Genomic DNA, 16,130 nt, shown 5'->3' on the forward strand with positions numbered 1-16,130 from the left:
TCAATACTCCGGCTTGTTTGGCAACTGATTAAATCACCGTTCCCGGCGCATAAGGAAATAAGACGTAAGTCCAACTCAAATCGGTACTCCTTGTATGCTAATTCATGCCCCACGTCAAACATCTGCAACAAACTGAATGCAAAATCATTGCGGGGATCGTTACCCATTAATGAATACTGACCAGACGTGGCGTGATAAACACCACTAACTCGCGCCGTTCGTTATCTTTTCCGTCATGGCGGAACAGCTGACCCAGCCACGGAATGTTGCCCAGCACGGGCACGCTGTCGCGTCCGGTTTTATTCTTTTGCGAAAAGATCCCGCCCAGCGCGAGCGTTTCCCCACTTTTTACCTCTACCTGCGTTTCGATCTCCTGCTTATCGATCGCCAGCGTTTCGCCGTCTGCCTGTTGCAGCACCTGGCCGGGCATATTTTCACTGATATGCAGTTTCAGGCGCACGCGACCGCCCGGCAGGACCACCGGCGTGACCTCCATGCCTAATACCGCCTCTTTAAATTCAACGGACGTCGCCCCGCTCTCGCCGCTGGAAACCTGATACGGAATTTCGCTGCCCTGCTTGATGCTGGCCGGCTGCATGTGCGATGCCAGCAGCCGCGGGCTGGCGATGATATCCACCTGCTGCTTTTGCTCAAGCGCCGACAACTCAAGATCCAGCATCCTGCCGTTGATGCGCCCGATGTTAAACCCTGCGTGGGTGGTTGCACTGGCCACCGACAGGTCCGCCCCCAGCGTCGTGACCTGACCCACCTTACCGGCCTCCGTTGCGTCAGCGAGGTTCCATTTCACCCCCAGTTCACGCAGGCTTTTTTCACTGATGGTCACAATCTGCGCCGCCAGTTCCACCTGCTCGACGGGCAGATCCATCTGCACAGCCCAGCGCTGGAGCATATCCACCACCGTCTGGTTATCCCTGACCAGGAAACGGTTGGTGCGCTTGTCGACGGAGAGACTGCCTTTCGGGCTTAAGAGCTTTTCTGCCGCTTTTTGCAATTCGGCTGCATCCGCATAAGCAAACGGAATGCTGTGAGAGTGCAGCGGGGCGTCAAGCAGACGCTGGGCCCGCTCCTGCTCTTTACGCGTCTGTTGCTCCCGTTGCCAGGCCGCCGTATGCACATAAAAAATGCCGCCCTCTTCCCGCAATACCAGCCCGGCGCTGTTCACGACCGTCTGAAGCGCCTGTCTCCAGGGCACCCGCGTTAAATTCAGCGAAAGCGAACCGCTGACATCCGGCGACACCACCAGATTGCGATCCTCCTGCGCCACCAGCGCCTGTAATATCTGCACCACCGGGACATCATCCACCAGCAGGGTGACCGGTTTTGGCGTCGCGGCCCACAGGGGCTGGCTGAGTGCCGCCAGTAACAGCCCTATCCTTATCTTCACTTTTTTTCGTTCCTTCTCGTTGCCATGTCCATCGCTTCGGCTCGCACATGTCGCCGACATCAACGGTCAGTTGTTGTTTATCTATCGCGCTCACCCGCCAGCCTGTCGGTAACCGCACCTGCGTTTTTACCCGGTACCAACGCTTCTGCCCGTCCTGCATAAGGCCGATATCCCTGCTGCCGCTGACTATCCCCTGATACCGCCACTGGCTGAGCTGCCCGGCTGCGCAACGCTCTTCCGGCACAGAGAAGGGATCCCGCATCCCGGTCAGGAAAAGCGGAGAAAGCAGGATCAGCAAACGGGCTTTACTGCGCATGACCGATCTCCAGTTGCAGGCTGAGGCGTAACTGTTTGCCCTGTGGGGTGATGGAAAACGCGCTCACCCGCGCGTTCTCAAGCGCCAGCCGGGAAAAGAGCGCCGGGACCGCGCCCCAGGAGGCATCCAGCGCCAGCTCTCCCCCACTCTGCTGCGGCTTCCAGTACACCAGCCTTGCGCCCTCACGCTGAAAAGCCAGGGGAGAAAAGGGCTGCGAGGGCGTCACTTGCGTAACCACTGCTCGCCGTCCGGCCTCTGGCCACAGCGAGGCGTTGATTCGCTTCGCACTGATGGCCTGCGCCTGAATATCGGTGTAGCGCAGAGCTGCGGGCCTGAGCAGCAGTCCCCAAATTGCCCACGCAACAAGCCCCGATGCGATCAACCAGCAAAGGACGCGCCGGGAAGGACGTGCATCAGTCCAGCGTTGATACCAGATACCCACGGGCTACCTCCGGCTATGCAGTTGAAAAGAGAACATCCATCGCCCCTGGCTATCCTGTTGCATTTCGCCTGCCGGTCCGGGGTTAAATCCCGTCACCCTTTTCAGGGCATCGGTCATGGCGGTGAGCGCTGGCAGTGAGGTGGTATAGCCGGTCAGGGTCAGCGAGGGTGGCTGATAACGCAGCGCCGTTAGCCACGCCTGCCGGGGCATTGCGCTGGCAAGGGACTCCAGCGCAGGTTGCCAGGCCGGATCAGACGGCAGCGAAGGGGTTTTCTGCCCCGCTGACTGCGGCTGACGGGCTCTCAATACTTTCTGTACCGCACGTGTCCCGGCCAGTTCGCTCTGCAACGCCTGTAACGCGAGAGTCTGCGTCGCCCGCAGGCTGATACTCCCCGCCAGCATCACCAGCCATGAGCCAGCAAACAGCAGCCCCCAGAAACGCAGACGCTGATTACGTTGCTGCCGACGCCAGGGTAAAAGATTGGGCATGCTCATTACGGCGCCTCGCTCATGGCCAGCGCCAGGGCGACGGTGTAATCAGCACCGCATTCCGGCAACGGCGGCTGGCACAGCGTCACCGCTTCCCAGGGTTCGCGGCCAGCATCAAACACGGCGATATCAGAAGGAGAAAGCGCAAGCAGCGCCGCCAGTTCATTCACCGTCGCCGCTTCTGTGGTATAGCGCCGCCCCCACTGGTGACGCATCGCCCATAGCCACTGGTGTTGATCTCTCCAGGCGACGCACCGGGCGGGGGCAACAGCAGAGAGAAGATTAGCCAGCGCGCCGGCATCCGGGGCGATTGCTGCCAGACGCAAACGCAGCGCGTTCGCCAGCGTCAACAGGGTATCGACCTCTCTGTTTTGCGCTGCGGTAACCTGAAAAGTGTTGCTGAACGTATCCTGCGTGTAGTCAAAACAGAGCGTATCGGCGGGCATCTCCAGCTCACGCGCTAATGCGGCGCCTACCCAGGTGAGCTGTTCGCTGTCACGCAAGGTAACGGATGGACGGGGCAACGCGCGTTGCAGAACGCGCGTTGCCGGAAATGAGAGAAAAACCCGATGCGAGTGCGGCAATGTTTTCCGCCAGCCACGTAATGCGTTAACCAGCTGTTCTGGCTTAAGTATTTTGCCTTCCCCGATAACGCCGTCCGGCAGCGGCACCGCCCACCAGCGCCGTAAACGCCATCCGGCCCGCTCTCTGGTCAGCGCTACCGCAACCACCTTATCCTGTTGAATATGAACGCCTGTTTGCCACGTTTTAAAAGCCATGCTTCACGATCTCCTTATCGCCCGTCGGAGTGACGGCTATATCAATGAATCAGGCTTGCCTTTATACTACCGCGCGATTGTTTAGAAACTGCCCAGGCTAAACCAAATGGGAAATCTCCGGTGAAGTTCGTAAAGTATTTATTGATCCTTGCAGTCTGTTGCATTCTGCTGGGAGCAGGCTCGATTATTGGTTTGTACAAATATGTCGAGCCGCAACTCCCTGATGTCGCCACGCTTCGTGATGTGCGGCTTCAGATCCCTATGCAGGTCTATAGCGCCGATGGTGAACTGATGGCGCAATACGGCGAGAAACGTCGTATCCCTCTGACCTTAAATCAAATTCCACCCGTGATGGTGAAGGCTTTTATCGCCACCGAGGACAGCCGTTTTTACGAGCACCACGGTGTCGATCCGGTCGGTATTTTCCGTGCGGCAAGCGTGGCGCTGTTCTCCGGTCATGCCTCTCAGGGGGCAAGTACCATTACCCAGCAGCTGGCGCGTAACTTCTTCCTCAGCCCGGAAAAGACGCTGATGCGTAAGATCAAAGAGGTGTTCCTCGCGATCCGCATTGAGCAACTGCTGAGCAAAGACGAGATCCTTGAGCTTTACCTCAACAAGATCTATCTGGGCTACCGCGCCTATGGCGTAGGGGCTGCGGCTCAGGTCTATTTTGGTAAGCCGATCGATCAGCTCACGCTGAGCGAAATGGCGACCATTGCCGGCCTGCCAAAAGCGCCATCCACGTTTAACCCGCTCTACTCGCTGGACCGCGCCACCGCGCGCCGTAACGTGGTGCTGTCGCGTATGTTGAGCGAAGGCTATATCAGCCAGTCTGAGTACGATAAGGCGCGCAGCGACGTTATTGACGCCAATTACCATGCGCCGGAAATTGCTTTCTCTGCACCGTATCTCACTGAAATGGTTCGCCAGGAGATGGTGAGTCGCTACGGTGATAAAGCGTATGAAGATGGTTATCGCGTCTATACCACCGTGACCCGCAAGGTGCAGCAGGCTGCCCAGCAGGCGGTGCGTAATAACGTGATGGATTACGATATGCGTCATGGCTATCGCGGCCCGTCCAACGTGCTGTGGAAAGTGGGTGAAGGCGCATGGGACAGTAAAAAAATCACGGATTCCCTGAAAGCACTGCCGACCTATGGCCCGCTGCGTCCGGCGGTCGTCACCCAGGCCGATCCACAGGAAGCAGTGGCGATGATGGCCGATGGCACATCCGTTTCGCTGCGCATGGAGGGTGTCCGCTGGGCGCGTCCATACCGTTCTGACACCCTTCAGGGGCCTACGCCACGTAAAGTGACCGATGTCGTACAAACCGGACAACAAATCTGGGTGCGTCAGGTCGGTGATGCCTGGTGGCTGGCGCAGGTGCCGGACGTAAACTCTGCGCTGGTCTCCATCAATCCGCAGAACGGCGCCGTGATGGCGCTGGTTGGCGGGTTCGATTTCAACCAGAGCAAATTTAACCGCGCGACCCAGGCGCTGCGTCAGGTTGGTTCGAACATCAAACCGTTCCTGTATACCGCGGCGATGGATAAGGGGCTGACTCTCGCCAGCATTCTCAACGACGTGCCAATTTCCCGCTGGGATGCCGGTGCGGGCTCTGACTGGCAGCCGAAGAACTCTCCGGCGCAATACGCTGGCCCTATCCGTCTGCGCCAGGGCCTTGGCCAGTCGAAGAACGTGGTCATGGTTCGCGCGATGCGTGCGATGGGCGTGGATTATGCGGCAGAGTATCTGCAACGCTTTGGCTTCCCGGCGCAAAACATCGTTCATACTGAATCTCTGGCGCTCGGCTCCGCGTCCTTTACGCCGCTCCAGGTTGCGCGTGGCTACTCGGTGATGGCGAACGGCGGCTTCCTGGTCGATCCGTATTTCATCAGCAAAATAGAGAACGATCAGGGCGGCGTACTGTTTGAAGCGAAACCGAAAATTGCCTGCCCTGAATGCGATATTCCGGTGATTTACGGCGACACGCCAAAATCCAATGTCCTGGAAAACAAGGATATGGAAGATGTGGCGATCTCTCAGGAACGTCAGAATCTGGCGGTGCCGCAGCCCCAGCTGGAACAGGCCAATCAGGCGCTGGTCGCCCAGAGTGGCGCGCAGGAGTATGCCCCGCACGTGATCAGCACGCCGCTGTCGTTCCTGATTAAGAGCGCACTGAACACCAACATCTTTGGTGAACCGGGCTGGCAAGGCACCGGCTGGCGAGCGGGCCGCGATTTGCAGCGCCACGACATCGGCGGCAAAACCGGGACAACCAACAGTTCAAAAGATGCCTGGTTCTCAGGTTATGGCCCGGGGGTTGTCACCTCCGTCTGGATTGGTTTTGACGATCACCGCCGCGATCTGGGGCGCACGACCGCCTCTGGCGCGATTAAAGATCAGATTTCCGGTTACGAAGGCGGCGCGAAGAGTGCGCAACCTGCCTGGGATGCATACATGAAGGCCGTTCTCGAGGGCGTACCAGAGCAGCCGCTAACGCCTCCACCGGGCGTGGTGACGGTGAATATCGACCGCAGTACCGGACAGCTCGCGAATGGCGGTAACAGCCGTGCCGAGTATTTCATCGAGGGCACTCAGCCAACCACGCAGGCAGTGCATGAGGTGGGTACGGAATTGATTGATAACGGCGAAACGCACGAGCTGTTCTGACGCCAACAAAAAAGCCGGGTGGCGACTTCGCCTGACCCGGCCTACAGCGTCAATGCAAAACGGCAACCTTCGGTTGCCGTTTTTAATGGTGGCGCTACAAACGCCCCTGCCCCTTCAGCCATTCCCGCACCAGGAACAGTGCGCTCACGTTGCGCGCCTCGTTAAAGTCAGGATCTTCCAGCAAATCCATCAGATGAGCCAGCGGCCAGCGAACCTGCGGCAGCGGTTCCGGCTCGTCTCCTTCCAGCGATTCAGGATAGAGATCTTCCGCGACAACGATGTTCATTTTGCTGGAGAAATAGGACGGCGCCATGCTCAGCTTTTTCAGGAACGTCAGCTCTTTCGCGCCAAAACCGACCTCTTCTTTCAGCTCCCGGTTTGCCGCTTCAAACACCGTTTCGCCCGGATCGATCAGTCCTTTGGAGAAACCCAGCTCGTAGGATTCTGTGCCAACGGCGTATTCACGAATGAGGATCAGGTGCTCGTCGACGATGGGCACAATCATCACCGCTTCACGCGAGGAGGGGCGCATACGCTCATAAACACGACGCACACCGTTGCTGAACTCCAGATCCACGCTTTCGACATTAAACAGACGCGATTTCGCGACGGTTTCAACATTCAGAATGGTGGGCTTTTGTAAGGGTTTGGTCATCTTGACGGGTCTTTGCTGGGTGAACTGGCTTTATTGTGCGATACGCCGCACGGTTTCGGCAATGTCAATTGCTCTTTATTTACATTTATGCAACGTAACTGTAGGCGATTCTCATTTCAAAACAAATGTCAAGAGGTTGAAATGTTTCCAGGAATTTGCTGATATCGCGCCGGAACAGGCTTTGTTATCATTACCGGTCACTGGGATGCGCGTCAACATGCTCAAGTTAGACTCCATACTTGCCGATAGCCGACCACAGAATCTCATTCATTGTACAAAAGGTGCGACTGACAACACCTGTAAGAAGATAAGTAAGATGGGGAAAGCATGAGCACCATTTTGATTTTTCTCGCTGCTGTGCTGGCCTGCGCGTCGATTGCGGTGTGGGTATTCAGGCGCCGCGTACATCGCCGTTATCGGCTGCCCTTTTTGAACGCGTTTGCCGGGGCAAACACGCGCAAGCTTTCGCCAGAGGAACGCAGCACCGTTGAGCAGTATCTCGACACGCTGAACCGATCCCGGCTTTCGCCTGGCCCTACCGGTGCCAGCGCCGCCCCCGTATCGCTCAACCTGAACGCCCAAAGTGACACCGTTCTGTGCGTAACGCGCTCCATTACCCGCTACGGCATTACAACCGACGATCCCAACAAGTGGCGTTACTATCTCGACTCTGTTGAAGTGCACCTGCCTCCCTTCTGGGAGCAATATATCAACGACGAAAACAGCGTCGAGCTCATCCATACCGATACGCTGCCGCTGGTTATCTCCCTGAATGGTCATACTCTGAGCGAATATGTTCAGGAAGCGCCACGCTTTGCGCTGGAACGCGCAAGCGGAACGCAGGCCTCTATTCGCGGTGAAGAGACAGAGCAGATTGAACTACTGAACATCCGCCAGGAGACGCATGAAGAGTACGTCCTGAGCCGCCCGGATGGCATTCGCGAAGCGGTGCTGATTGTCGCCTCGTTCCTGCTCTTTTTCATCTGCCTGCTGACGCCGGACGTGTTTGTTCCGTGGCTCGCGGGTGGCGCAGTACTGCTTCTGGCCGCCGGGCTGTGGGGCATATTTGCCCCGCCGGCAAAAACGTCATTACGCGAAATTCACTGCCTGCGCGGAACCCCAAAACGCTGGGGACTGTTCGGTGAGAACGATCAGGAACATATCAACAATATCTCGCTCGGGATCATCGATCTTATCTATCCGCGCCACTGGCAGCCGTGGATAGCGCAGGACCTTGGCCACAAAACGGATATTGATATCTATCTCGACCGCCACGTTGTACGCCAGGGGCGCTACTTATCCCTGCACGACGAAGTAAAAAACTTCCCGCTTCAGCACTGGCTCCGCAGCGCGGTGATTGCCGGTGGCGCCGCGTTAATCTTCGTCATGCTGCTGCTCTTCGTGCCGCTGGATATGCCGATTAAATTTACCCTGTCGTGGATCAAAGGGGCGCAAACTGTGGAAGCCACCAGCGTACAGCAGCTCGAAGAAGCGGGTGTACGCGTGGGAGATACGTTGCGCCTCAAAGGCACCGGGATGTGTAATATCCACACGCCGGGCGCCTGGAACACGCGCCAGAACTCGCCGTTCGCGCCGTTCGACTGCTCTCAGATCATCTGGAATGACGCCTCTCCGCTGCCGCTGCCGGAATCAGATGTGGTCAACAAGGCCACTGCGCTCACCCAGACGATTAATCGCCAGCTCCATCCAAAACCGGATGATGATTCTCGCGTCAGCCCTGCCCTGCGTTCGGCTATTCAGAAGTCGGGCATGGTACTGCTGGATGACTTTGGCGAAATCGTCCTGAAAACAGAGGATCTCTGTTCCGCCCAGGATGACTGTATCCGGCTCAAGAACGCGCTGGTCAACCTCGGCAACAGCAAAGACTGGGACGCGCTGGTGAAACGCGCCGAAGCGGGACGCCTGGACGGTGTGAACGTGCTTCTGCGTCCGGTCAGCGCCGAGTCGCTGGATAACCTGGTGGCGACCTCTACCGCCCCCTTCGTGATGCGTGAAACCACCCGTGCCGCCCAGGCGCTTAACAGCCCGGCGCCCGGCGGTTTTGTGATTGCCAGCGATGAAGGCAGCGACCTGGTGGATCAACCTTATCCGCAGGTTTCGCTCTATGACTATCCTGCCCAGGAGCAGTGGAGCGAATTCCAGCGTCTGGCGCAGATGCTGATGCAGACGCCATTCAGCGCGGAAGGGATCGTCACCACCCTCTTTACCGACGCCAACGGCACGCGTCATATTGGCCTGCACCGTATGCCGGATAGCGCTGGCCTGTGGCGCTATATAGGGACATCCCTGCTGCTGATTGCAATGCTGGCGTGCATTGTCTGGAACGGTTATCAGGCCGTACGCCGCTATCAGCGTTCCCGCACGCGGCTGGCAGAAATCCAGGCCTACTACGAAAATTGCCTGAACCCGAAACTGATCTCCTCTTCCGAGAGCCTGATCGGATAACGTCCCTGCGCGACAAGTTGTGCTACCCTGTCGCGCACGTTTCTTCTGGCTGGAGTTCCCCCTTATGCATCTTAATATCGACTGGCAGGCGGTCGATACCGTCCTGCTTGATATGGACGGCACGCTGCTTGATCTCGCCTTTGATAACTATTTCTGCCAAAAGCTGGTCCCGGAAACATACGGTGAACAGCAGGGGATCTCCCCGGCGGAAGCGCAGGAATTCATTCGTTCGCAATATAGCGCGGTGCAGCATACGCTAAACTGGTACTGTCTTGACTACTGGAGCGAGCGACTCGGTTTGGATATTTGTGCCATGACCACCGCCCAGGGCGCACGCGCTGTACTGCGCGACGATACGGTCCCGTTCCTGGATGCGCTGAAAGCCTGCGGTAAGCGCCGCATTTTGCTGACGAATGCGCATCCCCATAACCTGGCCGTGAAGCTGGAACATACCGGTCTTGCTTCACACCTTGATTTATTGCTTTCCACCCACACATTTGGTTATCCGAAAGAGGATCAGCGGTTGTGGCATGCCGTGGTGGAAGAGACCGGTTTACAGCCTGAACGCACGCTGTTTATTGACGACAGCGAGCCGATTCTGGATTCTGCGGCCGCTTTTGGCATTCGCTATTGTCTGGGCGTGACCAATCCGGATTCCGGCCTGGCTGAAAAAAGCTATCTGCGACATCCGGGGCTGAACGACTATCGCCGGATGATCCCCTCACTCACCGTGAAGGAGACGCCATGAAAGAAAAACCCTCTGATGGGGTAAGACTGGATAAATGGCTGTGGGCCGCCCGTTTTTACAAAACGCGCGCCCTTGCCCGTGAAATGGTTGATGGCGGAAAGGTGCATTACAACGGTCAGCGCAGCAAACCGAGCAAGCTGGTTGAACTGAATGCCACGCTAACGCTTCGCCAGGGCAACGATGAGAAAACGGTGGTGGTGAAAGCCATTACCGAGCAGCGGCGGCCCGCAACCGAAGCCGTTTTGCTGTATGAAGAGACGGCCGAAAGCATAGAGAAGCGCGAGAAAACCGCGCTGGCGCGCAAGATGAATGCGCTGACCATGCCTCACCCGGACCGGCGACCGGATAAAAAAGAGCGCCGCGATCTGATGAAATTTAAACACGGTGAGAGCGAGTAACCCTCACCTGCACGAGAGATGAAAATGGCCCAACACGACCAATTACACCGCTATCTGTTTGAACAATTCGCCGTGCGCGGCGAGCTGGTCACCGTATCCGAAACCTGGAAACAGATTCTGGAAAACCACAACTACCCGCTGCCGGTGAAAACCCTGTTGGGCGAACTGCTGGTTGCCACCAGCCTGCTGACCGCCACGCTGAAGTTCGCTGGCGATATTACCGTTCAGTTGCAGGGTGATGGCCCGATGTCGCTGGCGGTGATCAACGGCAATAACCAGCAGCAGATGCGCGGCGTGGCGCGCGTTCAGGGCGATATCCCTGAAAATGCGGATCTGAAAACGCTGGTCGGAAATGGCTACCTGGTTATCACGATCTCGCCTGAAGAGGGTGAGCGCTATCAGGGCGTTGTCGGTCTGGAAGGCGACACGCTTGCCGCCTGCCTGGAAGATTACTTCATGCGTTCCGAACAGCTGCCAACCCGCCTGTTCATCCGCACCGGTGAAGTGGATGGTCAGCCTGCTGCCGGTGGTATGCTGCTTCAGGTTCTGCCTGCGCAGGATGCGCAGACCAATGATTTCGAGCATCTGGCAACGTTGACGGAAACCATCAAAGCGGAAGAGTTGTTCACCCTGTCGGCGACCGACGTGCTGTGGCGTCTGTACCACGAAGAAGAAGTGACGGTTTACGATCCGCAGGATGTGGAATTTAAGTGCACCTGCTCTCGCGAGCGTTGTGCTGGCGCCCTGAAAACGCTGCCGGATGAAGAGATCGACAGCATCATGGCGGAAGACGGTGAGATCGATATGCACTGTGATTACTGCGGTACGCACTACGTGTTCAATTCCATGGATATCGCGGAGATCCGCAATAACGCCTCTCCAGCGGACCCGCAGGTTCACTAAACCTCTTTCCCCTCACCCCTTTGGGGTGGGGGGTAAAAAACCCCACCCAAGCTGAATCGTTTTCCCAATGTAACCCTTACGTAATTTTCTTACATGTATGCGATTACATTCACATTCTTCTGGATAAATTCACCAGAGATTAACCTTTTAAGAACATTTTCCCCATCCAAAAAGCGATTCCTGCGATAATCTGCCCGCCCTGTGACTGGAGTCGCAGCGTTTTCCGTTAGTAAGGGTTTTGACCAGATACGTAAATCTATGAGCCCCGTCGCGGTTAACATCCCCAGAAAAACCCTACAATTTCAGGCAGTACATATTGGCTAAGGAGCAGTGATATGCGTGTTAATGGTTTAACCCCGCAAGATCTCAAGGCTTATGGTATTCACGACGTCCAGGAAGTGGTCTACAACCCCGATTACGATACGCTGTATCAGGAAGAGCTCAATCCGGCACTGGAAGGATACGAGCGCGGTGTGTTGACGAACCTGGGTGCTATCGCCGTCGATACGGGTATTTTTACCGGTCGTTCGCCTAAAGATAAGTATATCGTCCGAGACGACACCACCCGCGATACGCTGTGGTGGGCTGATAAGGGCAAAGGGAAGAACGATAACAAACCGCTCTCCCCGGAAACCTGGCAGCATCTGAAAGGACTTGTCACCCATCAGCTTTCCGGCAAGCGTCTGTTTATTATTGATGCGTTCTGCGGCGCTAACGCCGACACCCGTCTCTCCGTACGGTTCATTACTGAAGTGGCCTGGCAGGCGCATTTCGTGAAGAACATGTTCATTCGTCCGACCGATGAAGAACTGCAAGACTTCACCCCTGACTTTATCGTGATGAACGGCGCGAAATGCACCAACCCGCAGTGGAAAGAGCAGGGTCTGAACTCCGAAAACTTCATCGCCTTCAACCTGACCGAGCGTATCCAGCTGATCGGCGGTACCTGGTACGGCGGCGAAATGAAGAAAGGGATGTTCTCAGTCATGAACTACCTGCTGCCGCTGCGCGGTATCGCCTCCATGCACTGCTCGGCGAACGTCGGGGAAAAAGGCGATGTAGCAGTGTTCTTCGGCCTTTCCGGCACCGGTAAAACAACGCTGTCCACCGATCCAAAACGTCGTCTGATTGGCGACGATGAACACGGCTGGGATGATGACGGCGTGTTTAACTTTGAAGGCGGCTGCTACGCGAAGACCATTCGCCTGTCGGAAGAGGCAGAGCCGGATATCTACCACGCGATTCGCCGCGATGCGCTGCTGGAAAACGTCACCGTGCGTGCCGATGGTTCTATCGACTTCGACGATGCCTCGAAAACGGAAAACACCCGCGTCTCTTACCCGATCTACCACATCGAGAACATCGTCAAGCCGGTATCGAAGGCGGGTCATGCCACGAAGGTGATTTTCCTGACCGCAGATGCGTTCGGCGTGCTGCCACCGGTTTCCCGCCTGACCGCCAGCCAGACGCAGTACCATTTCCTCTCCGGCTTTACCGCTAAACTGGCGGGTACCGAGCGCGGTGTGACCGAGCCAACCCCAACCTTCTCCGCCTGCTTCGGCGCGGCGTTCCTGTCGCTGCACCCAACGCAGTACGCGGAAGTGCTGGTGAAACGCATGCAGGCATCCGGCGCCCAGGCGTACCTGGTGAACACCGGCTGGAACGGTACGGGCAAACGTATCTCCATCAAAGATACACGCGCCATCATCGACGCGATTCTGGATGGTTCGCTGGATAACGCCGAGACCTTTACGCTGCCGATGTTCGATCTGGCGATCCCAACAGAGCTGCCGGGCGTGGATACGCGTATCCTGGATCCGCGTAACACCTACGGTTCACCGGAACAGTGGCGTGAGAAGGCTGAATCGCTGGCGAAACTGTTTATCGAAAACTTCGAGAAGTATACCGACACACCGGCCGGTGCTGCGCTGGTGAGTGCGGGACCAAGGTAAAAGCAAAAAGGCAACGAAAGTTGCCTTTTTTAATGTTTTCTCCCTCTCCCCATGGGAGAGGGCCGGGGTGAGGGCATCAGGCCCCCCCCCTTTTTTAACTCTCTTTCACCTGCCCCCGTAAAACCGGCACCGGTAACCACGCACGAATGCTCAAACCGCCCCGCTCGCTGGTGCCAATTTCCAGCAGTCCGTTATGGTTATCAACAATACGCTGCACAATCGCCAGGCCTAAGCCGGTTCCGCTGGTGCTGCGCGCGCTGTCGCCGCGCACGAACGGCTGGAACAGGTGCTTACGCTGCTCAGGCTTGATGCCCGGGCCATCGTCTTCCACCTGGAACCAGGCGCGGTTGAGTTCCGTACCGCTGCTGACTTTGATCCAGCCGTTGCCGTAGCGCGCCGCGTTGACCACCATATTCGCCACCGCGCGTTTAATGGAGAGCGGGTGCATACGTACCTGAATCTCGCCTGCCTGAAGGTCGGTCGCAATTTCACGTTCGTAGCCGCTTTCGGCAGCAACCACTTCGCCCAGAACTGCGTTCAGATCCGCCATCTCCATCGGCATCTCCTGCCCGGTGCGCAGGTAGTCGATAAACTGCTCGATGATGGCGTTACACTCTTCGATATCCTTGTTGATGGACTCTGCAAGATAACCATCCTGCTCGCCCATCATCTCTGTTGCCAGCCGGATACGCGTCAGCGGGGTGCGAAGGTCATGGCTGACCCCCGCCATCAGCAGCGTACGGTCGTCCGCCAGCTGTTTAACGCCTGCCGCCATGTGGTTAAACGCACGCGTTACCGAGCGCACTTCCGATGCGCCATACTCACGCAGCGGCGGTGGGATAATACCTTTACCGACCTGCAATGCCGCATGCTCCAGGTCGACCAGCGGTCGGTTCTGGATACGAATAAACAGCCATGCGCCACCGATGGCCAGCAGCATGATCGCCAGGGTGTATCGGAACAGCGGCGAGAAGTCGCCCTGATGAATCTCGGTGAGCGGAACGCGCACCCAGATGTTGGGTGACAGCCAGGTTTTCAGCCAGACAACCGGCGAGCTTTTATTGACCTCAACGCGCACTTCCGTCGGGCCGCCAAGCTGCTGCGCCATCTGCTGGCTAAGGAATTCATAGTGCTGCGCCCAGCGCAGGCCGGCATCTTCCGCCGCTTCGTTCGAGTAGAGAGAAATGCCCAGCTCACGGTAGATTTCCCGACGGAACGCCGGGGGAACAACCAACTGCGTGCCGTCCTCCAGTTGCAGTTTGTCGGTCATCAGCATACGCACTTCGTATGCCAGCACCTTATTAAACTGCTGAAGGCTCGGCAGGATTGCAAAGTTCAGCACCACCAGGTAGGTCGTCACCAGACTGACAAACAGCAGGGTGACGATCAATAACAGCGTGCGGGCAAACGAACTTCGCGGCGAGAAGCGCATTCGCCTCATGCTTTAGAGCCGTCCGGAACAAACACGTAGCCCAGACCCCACACGGTCTGAATATAACGAGGATGCGCCGGATCTTCTTCCACCATACGGCGCAGACGAGAGATCTGCACGTCGATAGAACGCTCCATCGCGGAGTATTCACGACCACGCGCCAGGTTCATCAGCTTGTCACGGGAGAGCGGCTCACGCGGGTGACTGACCAGCGCTTTCAGCACCGCGAACTCGCCGCTGGTGAGCGGCATTGGCTCATCTTCACGGAACATTTCACGGGTGCCGAGGTTCAGCTTGAACTTACCGAATGCAATGACGGCCTCTTCCTGAGATGGCGCGCCCGGCAGCTCGTTCGCCTGACGACGCAGCACGGCGCGAATACGCGCCAGCAGTTCACGCGGGTTAAACGGCTTTGGAATGTAGTCATCAGCGCCAATCTCAAGGCCGACAATGCGGTCAACTTCTTCACCCTTCGCCGTCACCATGATGATCGGCATCGGGTTGCTCTGGCTGCGCAGACGGCGGCAAATAGAGAGCCCGTCTTCGCCAGGCAGCATCAGGTCCAACACCATCAGATGGAAAGATTCACGCGTCAGCAGACGATCCATCTGTTCCGCGTTCGCGACGCTACGAACCTGGAAGCCCTGCTCGGTCAGATAACGTTCCAGCAGCGCACGCAGGCGCATGTCGTCATCTACGACCAGAATTTTGTAGTTCTCTTGCATTGTGTGTACTCCCAAAGGTTCGGATAAGCCTGGAACAGCGTATTCTAAAAAAGTGCACGGGTTCGACCAGCAAATTCTGGTATAAATTCTAGACGAAATTGTTACAAAGCATATTTAACAGCAGCTTATCTGTTCATTTCATCACATAAATCATTATTAATCTTGTCTGTTACACTGTGCGCTACGTATTGTGCGCAAAGACAGTTAACCGGCATTAAAGGCTGCACCATGAAAACGCCTCTGATCACCCGTGAAGGGTACGAGAAACTCAAAAAAGAGATGGATTACCTGTGGCGCGAAGAGCGTCCGGAAGTGACCAAAAAAGTCACCTGGGCAGCAAGCCTGGGCGACCGCAGCGAGAATGCGGACTACCAGTACAATAAAAAGCGGCTGCGCGAAATCGATCGCCGGGTACGCTACCTGACGAAGTGCCTCGAGAATCTCAAAATTGTCGATTACTCCCCGCAGCAGGAAGGTAAAGTCTTCTTCGGCGCGTGGGTCGAAATTGAAAACGACAGCGGCGACACCCTGCGTTTTCGTATCGTCGGCTACGATGAAATTTTCGGTCGTAAGGATTACATTTCTATCGACTCACCCATGGCCCGCGCCCTGCTGAAAAAAGAGGTAGGCGATTTAGCCGTTGTCCAGACGCCTGCGGGTGAAGCAAGCTGGTACGTCAACGAAATCGAGTATGTTAAATAGTCCGAGAGCGCCCTCCCCGGCTGGCATTTTTTGGTGTCAGCCCGT

At 56.8% G+C, this 16,130-nt stretch carries 15 protein-coding genes; 7 read left to right on the top strand and 8 right to left on the bottom strand.

Annotated features, from left to right (window positions below):
- Nucleotides 1–166: 166 nt before the first annotated feature.
- Genes hofQ through pilM form a run of 5 tightly spaced genes read right to left on the bottom strand, consistent with a single transcriptional unit; the run spans nucleotide 167 to nucleotide 3,431 of the window.
- Nucleotides 167–1,405, bottom strand: a complete 1,239-nt coding sequence (gene hofQ / locus ACQG1Y_RS21775; protein WP_032104286.1) for a DNA uptake porin HofQ — start codon at nucleotides 1,403–1,405, stop codon at nucleotides 167–169.
- Complete coding sequence (locus ACQG1Y_RS21780; RefSeq protein ID WP_015571434.1) at nucleotides 1,317–1,721, bottom strand: HofP DNA utilization family protein; 405 nt, start codon at nucleotides 1,719–1,721, stop codon at nucleotides 1,317–1,319. Before ACQG1Y_RS21780 ends, hofQ begins: the two co-directional genes overlap by 89 nt.
- On the bottom strand, nucleotides 1,711–2,163 hold the full coding sequence (locus ACQG1Y_RS21785) for a hypothetical protein (protein ID WP_017693866.1): 453 nt from the start codon (nucleotides 2,161–2,163) through the stop codon (nucleotides 1,711–1,713). Before ACQG1Y_RS21785 ends, ACQG1Y_RS21780 begins: the two co-directional genes overlap by 11 nt.
- Before the next feature lie 3 nt (nucleotides 2,164–2,166).
- Nucleotides 2,167–2,658 (bottom strand): PilN domain-containing protein, encoded by a 492-nt coding sequence (locus tag ACQG1Y_RS21790; protein WP_045910896.1) that lies wholly within the window; start codon nucleotides 2,656–2,658, stop codon nucleotides 2,167–2,169.
- Nucleotides 2,658–3,431 carry a pilus assembly protein PilM gene (gene pilM / locus ACQG1Y_RS21795; RefSeq protein ID WP_368740932.1) on the bottom strand — a complete coding sequence of 258 codons (774 nt, stop codon included), beginning with the start codon at nucleotides 3,429–3,431 and terminating at the stop codon, nucleotides 2,658–2,660. Before pilM ends, ACQG1Y_RS21790 begins: the two co-directional genes overlap by 1 nt.
- A 120-nt stretch (nucleotides 3,432–3,551) precedes the next feature.
- Between pilM and mrcA the strand changes: the two genes are divergently transcribed.
- Nucleotides 3,552–6,104, top strand: coding sequence for a peptidoglycan glycosyltransferase/peptidoglycan DD-transpeptidase MrcA (gene mrcA, locus ACQG1Y_RS21800; protein WP_017693864.1), 2,553 nt, complete (start codon nucleotides 3,552–3,554; stop codon nucleotides 6,102–6,104).
- Nucleotides 6,105–6,198: 94 nt separating this feature from the next.
- Here the strand turns inward: mrcA and nudE are convergent, their stop codons facing one another.
- On the bottom strand, nucleotides 6,199–6,759 hold the full coding sequence (gene nudE, locus ACQG1Y_RS21805; RefSeq protein WP_003861622.1) for an ADP compounds hydrolase NudE: 561 nt from the start codon (nucleotides 6,757–6,759) through the stop codon (nucleotides 6,199–6,201).
- Nucleotides 6,760–7,086: 327 nt separating this feature from the next.
- Between nudE and ACQG1Y_RS21810 the strand changes: the two genes are divergently transcribed.
- From ACQG1Y_RS21810 to pckA, 5 genes are all read left to right on the top strand, one after another.
- The gene (locus tag ACQG1Y_RS21810) at nucleotides 7,087–9,225 is read left to right on the top strand and encodes an intracellular growth attenuator family protein (RefSeq protein WP_017384151.1); all 2,139 of its coding nucleotides are present in this window, start codon (nucleotides 7,087–7,089) and stop codon (nucleotides 9,223–9,225) included.
- 64 nt (nucleotides 9,226–9,289) lie between these two features.
- A complete protein-coding gene (yrfG, locus tag ACQG1Y_RS21815) occupies nucleotides 9,290–9,973 on the top strand; it encodes a GMP/IMP nucleotidase (RefSeq protein ID WP_426737054.1) in 684 nt (227 codons plus the stop codon).
- Entirely contained in the window at nucleotides 9,970–10,371 is a 402-nt protein-coding gene (hslR, locus tag ACQG1Y_RS21820; RefSeq protein WP_003861618.1) for a ribosome-associated heat shock protein Hsp15, read from the top strand. The genes yrfG and hslR overlap by 4 nt, the downstream gene beginning before the upstream one ends.
- Nucleotides 10,372–10,395: 24 nt before the next feature.
- Nucleotides 10,396–11,274 (top strand): Hsp33 family molecular chaperone HslO, encoded by an 879-nt coding sequence (hslO, locus tag ACQG1Y_RS21825; protein WP_023304550.1) that lies wholly within the window; start codon nucleotides 10,396–10,398, stop codon nucleotides 11,272–11,274.
- A 335-nt stretch (nucleotides 11,275–11,609) separates the two neighbouring features.
- Entirely contained in the window at nucleotides 11,610–13,226 is a 1,617-nt protein-coding gene (gene pckA / locus ACQG1Y_RS21830) for a phosphoenolpyruvate carboxykinase (ATP) (RefSeq protein ID WP_017693860.1), read from the top strand.
- Nucleotides 13,227–13,320: 94 nt separating this feature from the next.
- Here pckA and envZ read toward each other — a convergent pair whose 3' ends face one another.
- Both envZ and ompR read right to left on the bottom strand, forming a co-directional pair.
- On the bottom strand, nucleotides 13,321–14,667 hold the full coding sequence (gene envZ / locus ACQG1Y_RS21835; RefSeq protein WP_003861615.1) for a two-component system sensor histidine kinase EnvZ: 1,347 nt from the start codon (nucleotides 14,665–14,667) through the stop codon (nucleotides 13,321–13,323).
- Entirely contained in the window at nucleotides 14,664–15,383 is a 720-nt protein-coding gene (ompR, locus tag ACQG1Y_RS21840) for a two-component system response regulator OmpR (RefSeq protein ID WP_001157751.1), read from the bottom strand. The genes envZ and ompR overlap by 4 nt, the downstream gene beginning before the upstream one ends.
- A gap of 228 nt (nucleotides 15,384–15,611) precedes the next feature.
- On the opposite strand from ompR, the gene greB reads away from it, so the two are divergent.
- Nucleotides 15,612–16,085: a transcription elongation factor GreB gene (gene greB / locus ACQG1Y_RS21845; protein ID WP_017384149.1), complete on the top strand. Its 474-nt coding sequence runs from the start codon at nucleotides 15,612–15,614 to the stop codon at nucleotides 16,083–16,085.
- Nucleotides 16,086–16,130 lie beyond the last annotated feature (45 nt).

The sequence above is a fragment of the Enterobacter cloacae complex sp. 397G4 genome (assembly GCF_050031515.1).
In the GTDB taxonomy this organism is placed as follows: Bacteria; Pseudomonadota; Gammaproteobacteria; order Enterobacterales; family Enterobacteriaceae; genus Enterobacter; species Enterobacter hormaechei_C.

What these genes read in the sequence shown, in the direction of transcription:
- ACQG1Y_RS21780 (WP_015571434.1), bottom strand. Translation starts at nt 1,721, where the DNA reads ATGCGCAGTAAAGCCCGTTTGCTGATCCTGCTTTCTCCGCTTTTCCTG.
- ACQG1Y_RS21790 (WP_045910896.1), bottom strand. Translation starts at nt 2,658, where the DNA reads ATGAGCATGCCCAATCTTTTACCCTGGCGTCGGCAGCAACGTAATCAG.
- pilM (WP_368740932.1), bottom strand. Translation starts at nt 3,431, where the DNA reads ATGGCTTTTAAAACGTGGCAAACAGGCGTTCATATTCAACAGGATAAG.
- nudE (WP_003861622.1), bottom strand. Translation starts at nt 6,759, where the DNA reads ATGACCAAACCCTTACAAAAGCCCACCATTCTGAATGTTGAAACCGTC.
- ACQG1Y_RS21810 (WP_017384151.1), top strand. Translation starts at nt 7,087, where the DNA reads ATGAGCACCATTTTGATTTTTCTCGCTGCTGTGCTGGCCTGCGCGTCG.
- yrfG (WP_426737054.1), top strand. Translation starts at nt 9,290, where the DNA reads ATGCATCTTAATATCGACTGGCAGGCGGTCGATACCGTCCTGCTTGAT.
- hslR (WP_003861618.1), top strand. Translation starts at nt 9,970, where the DNA reads ATGAAAGAAAAACCCTCTGATGGGGTAAGACTGGATAAATGGCTGTGG.
- hslO (WP_023304550.1), top strand. Translation starts at nt 10,396, where the DNA reads ATGGCCCAACACGACCAATTACACCGCTATCTGTTTGAACAATTCGCC.
- pckA (WP_017693860.1), top strand. Translation starts at nt 11,610, where the DNA reads ATGCGTGTTAATGGTTTAACCCCGCAAGATCTCAAGGCTTATGGTATT.
- envZ (WP_003861615.1), bottom strand. Translation starts at nt 14,667, where the DNA reads ATGAGGCGAATGCGCTTCTCGCCGCGAAGTTCGTTTGCCCGCACGCTG.
- ompR (WP_001157751.1), bottom strand. Translation starts at nt 15,383, where the DNA reads ATGCAAGAGAACTACAAAATTCTGGTCGTAGATGACGACATGCGCCTG.
- greB (WP_017384149.1), top strand. Translation starts at nt 15,612, where the DNA reads ATGAAAACGCCTCTGATCACCCGTGAAGGGTACGAGAAACTCAAAAAA.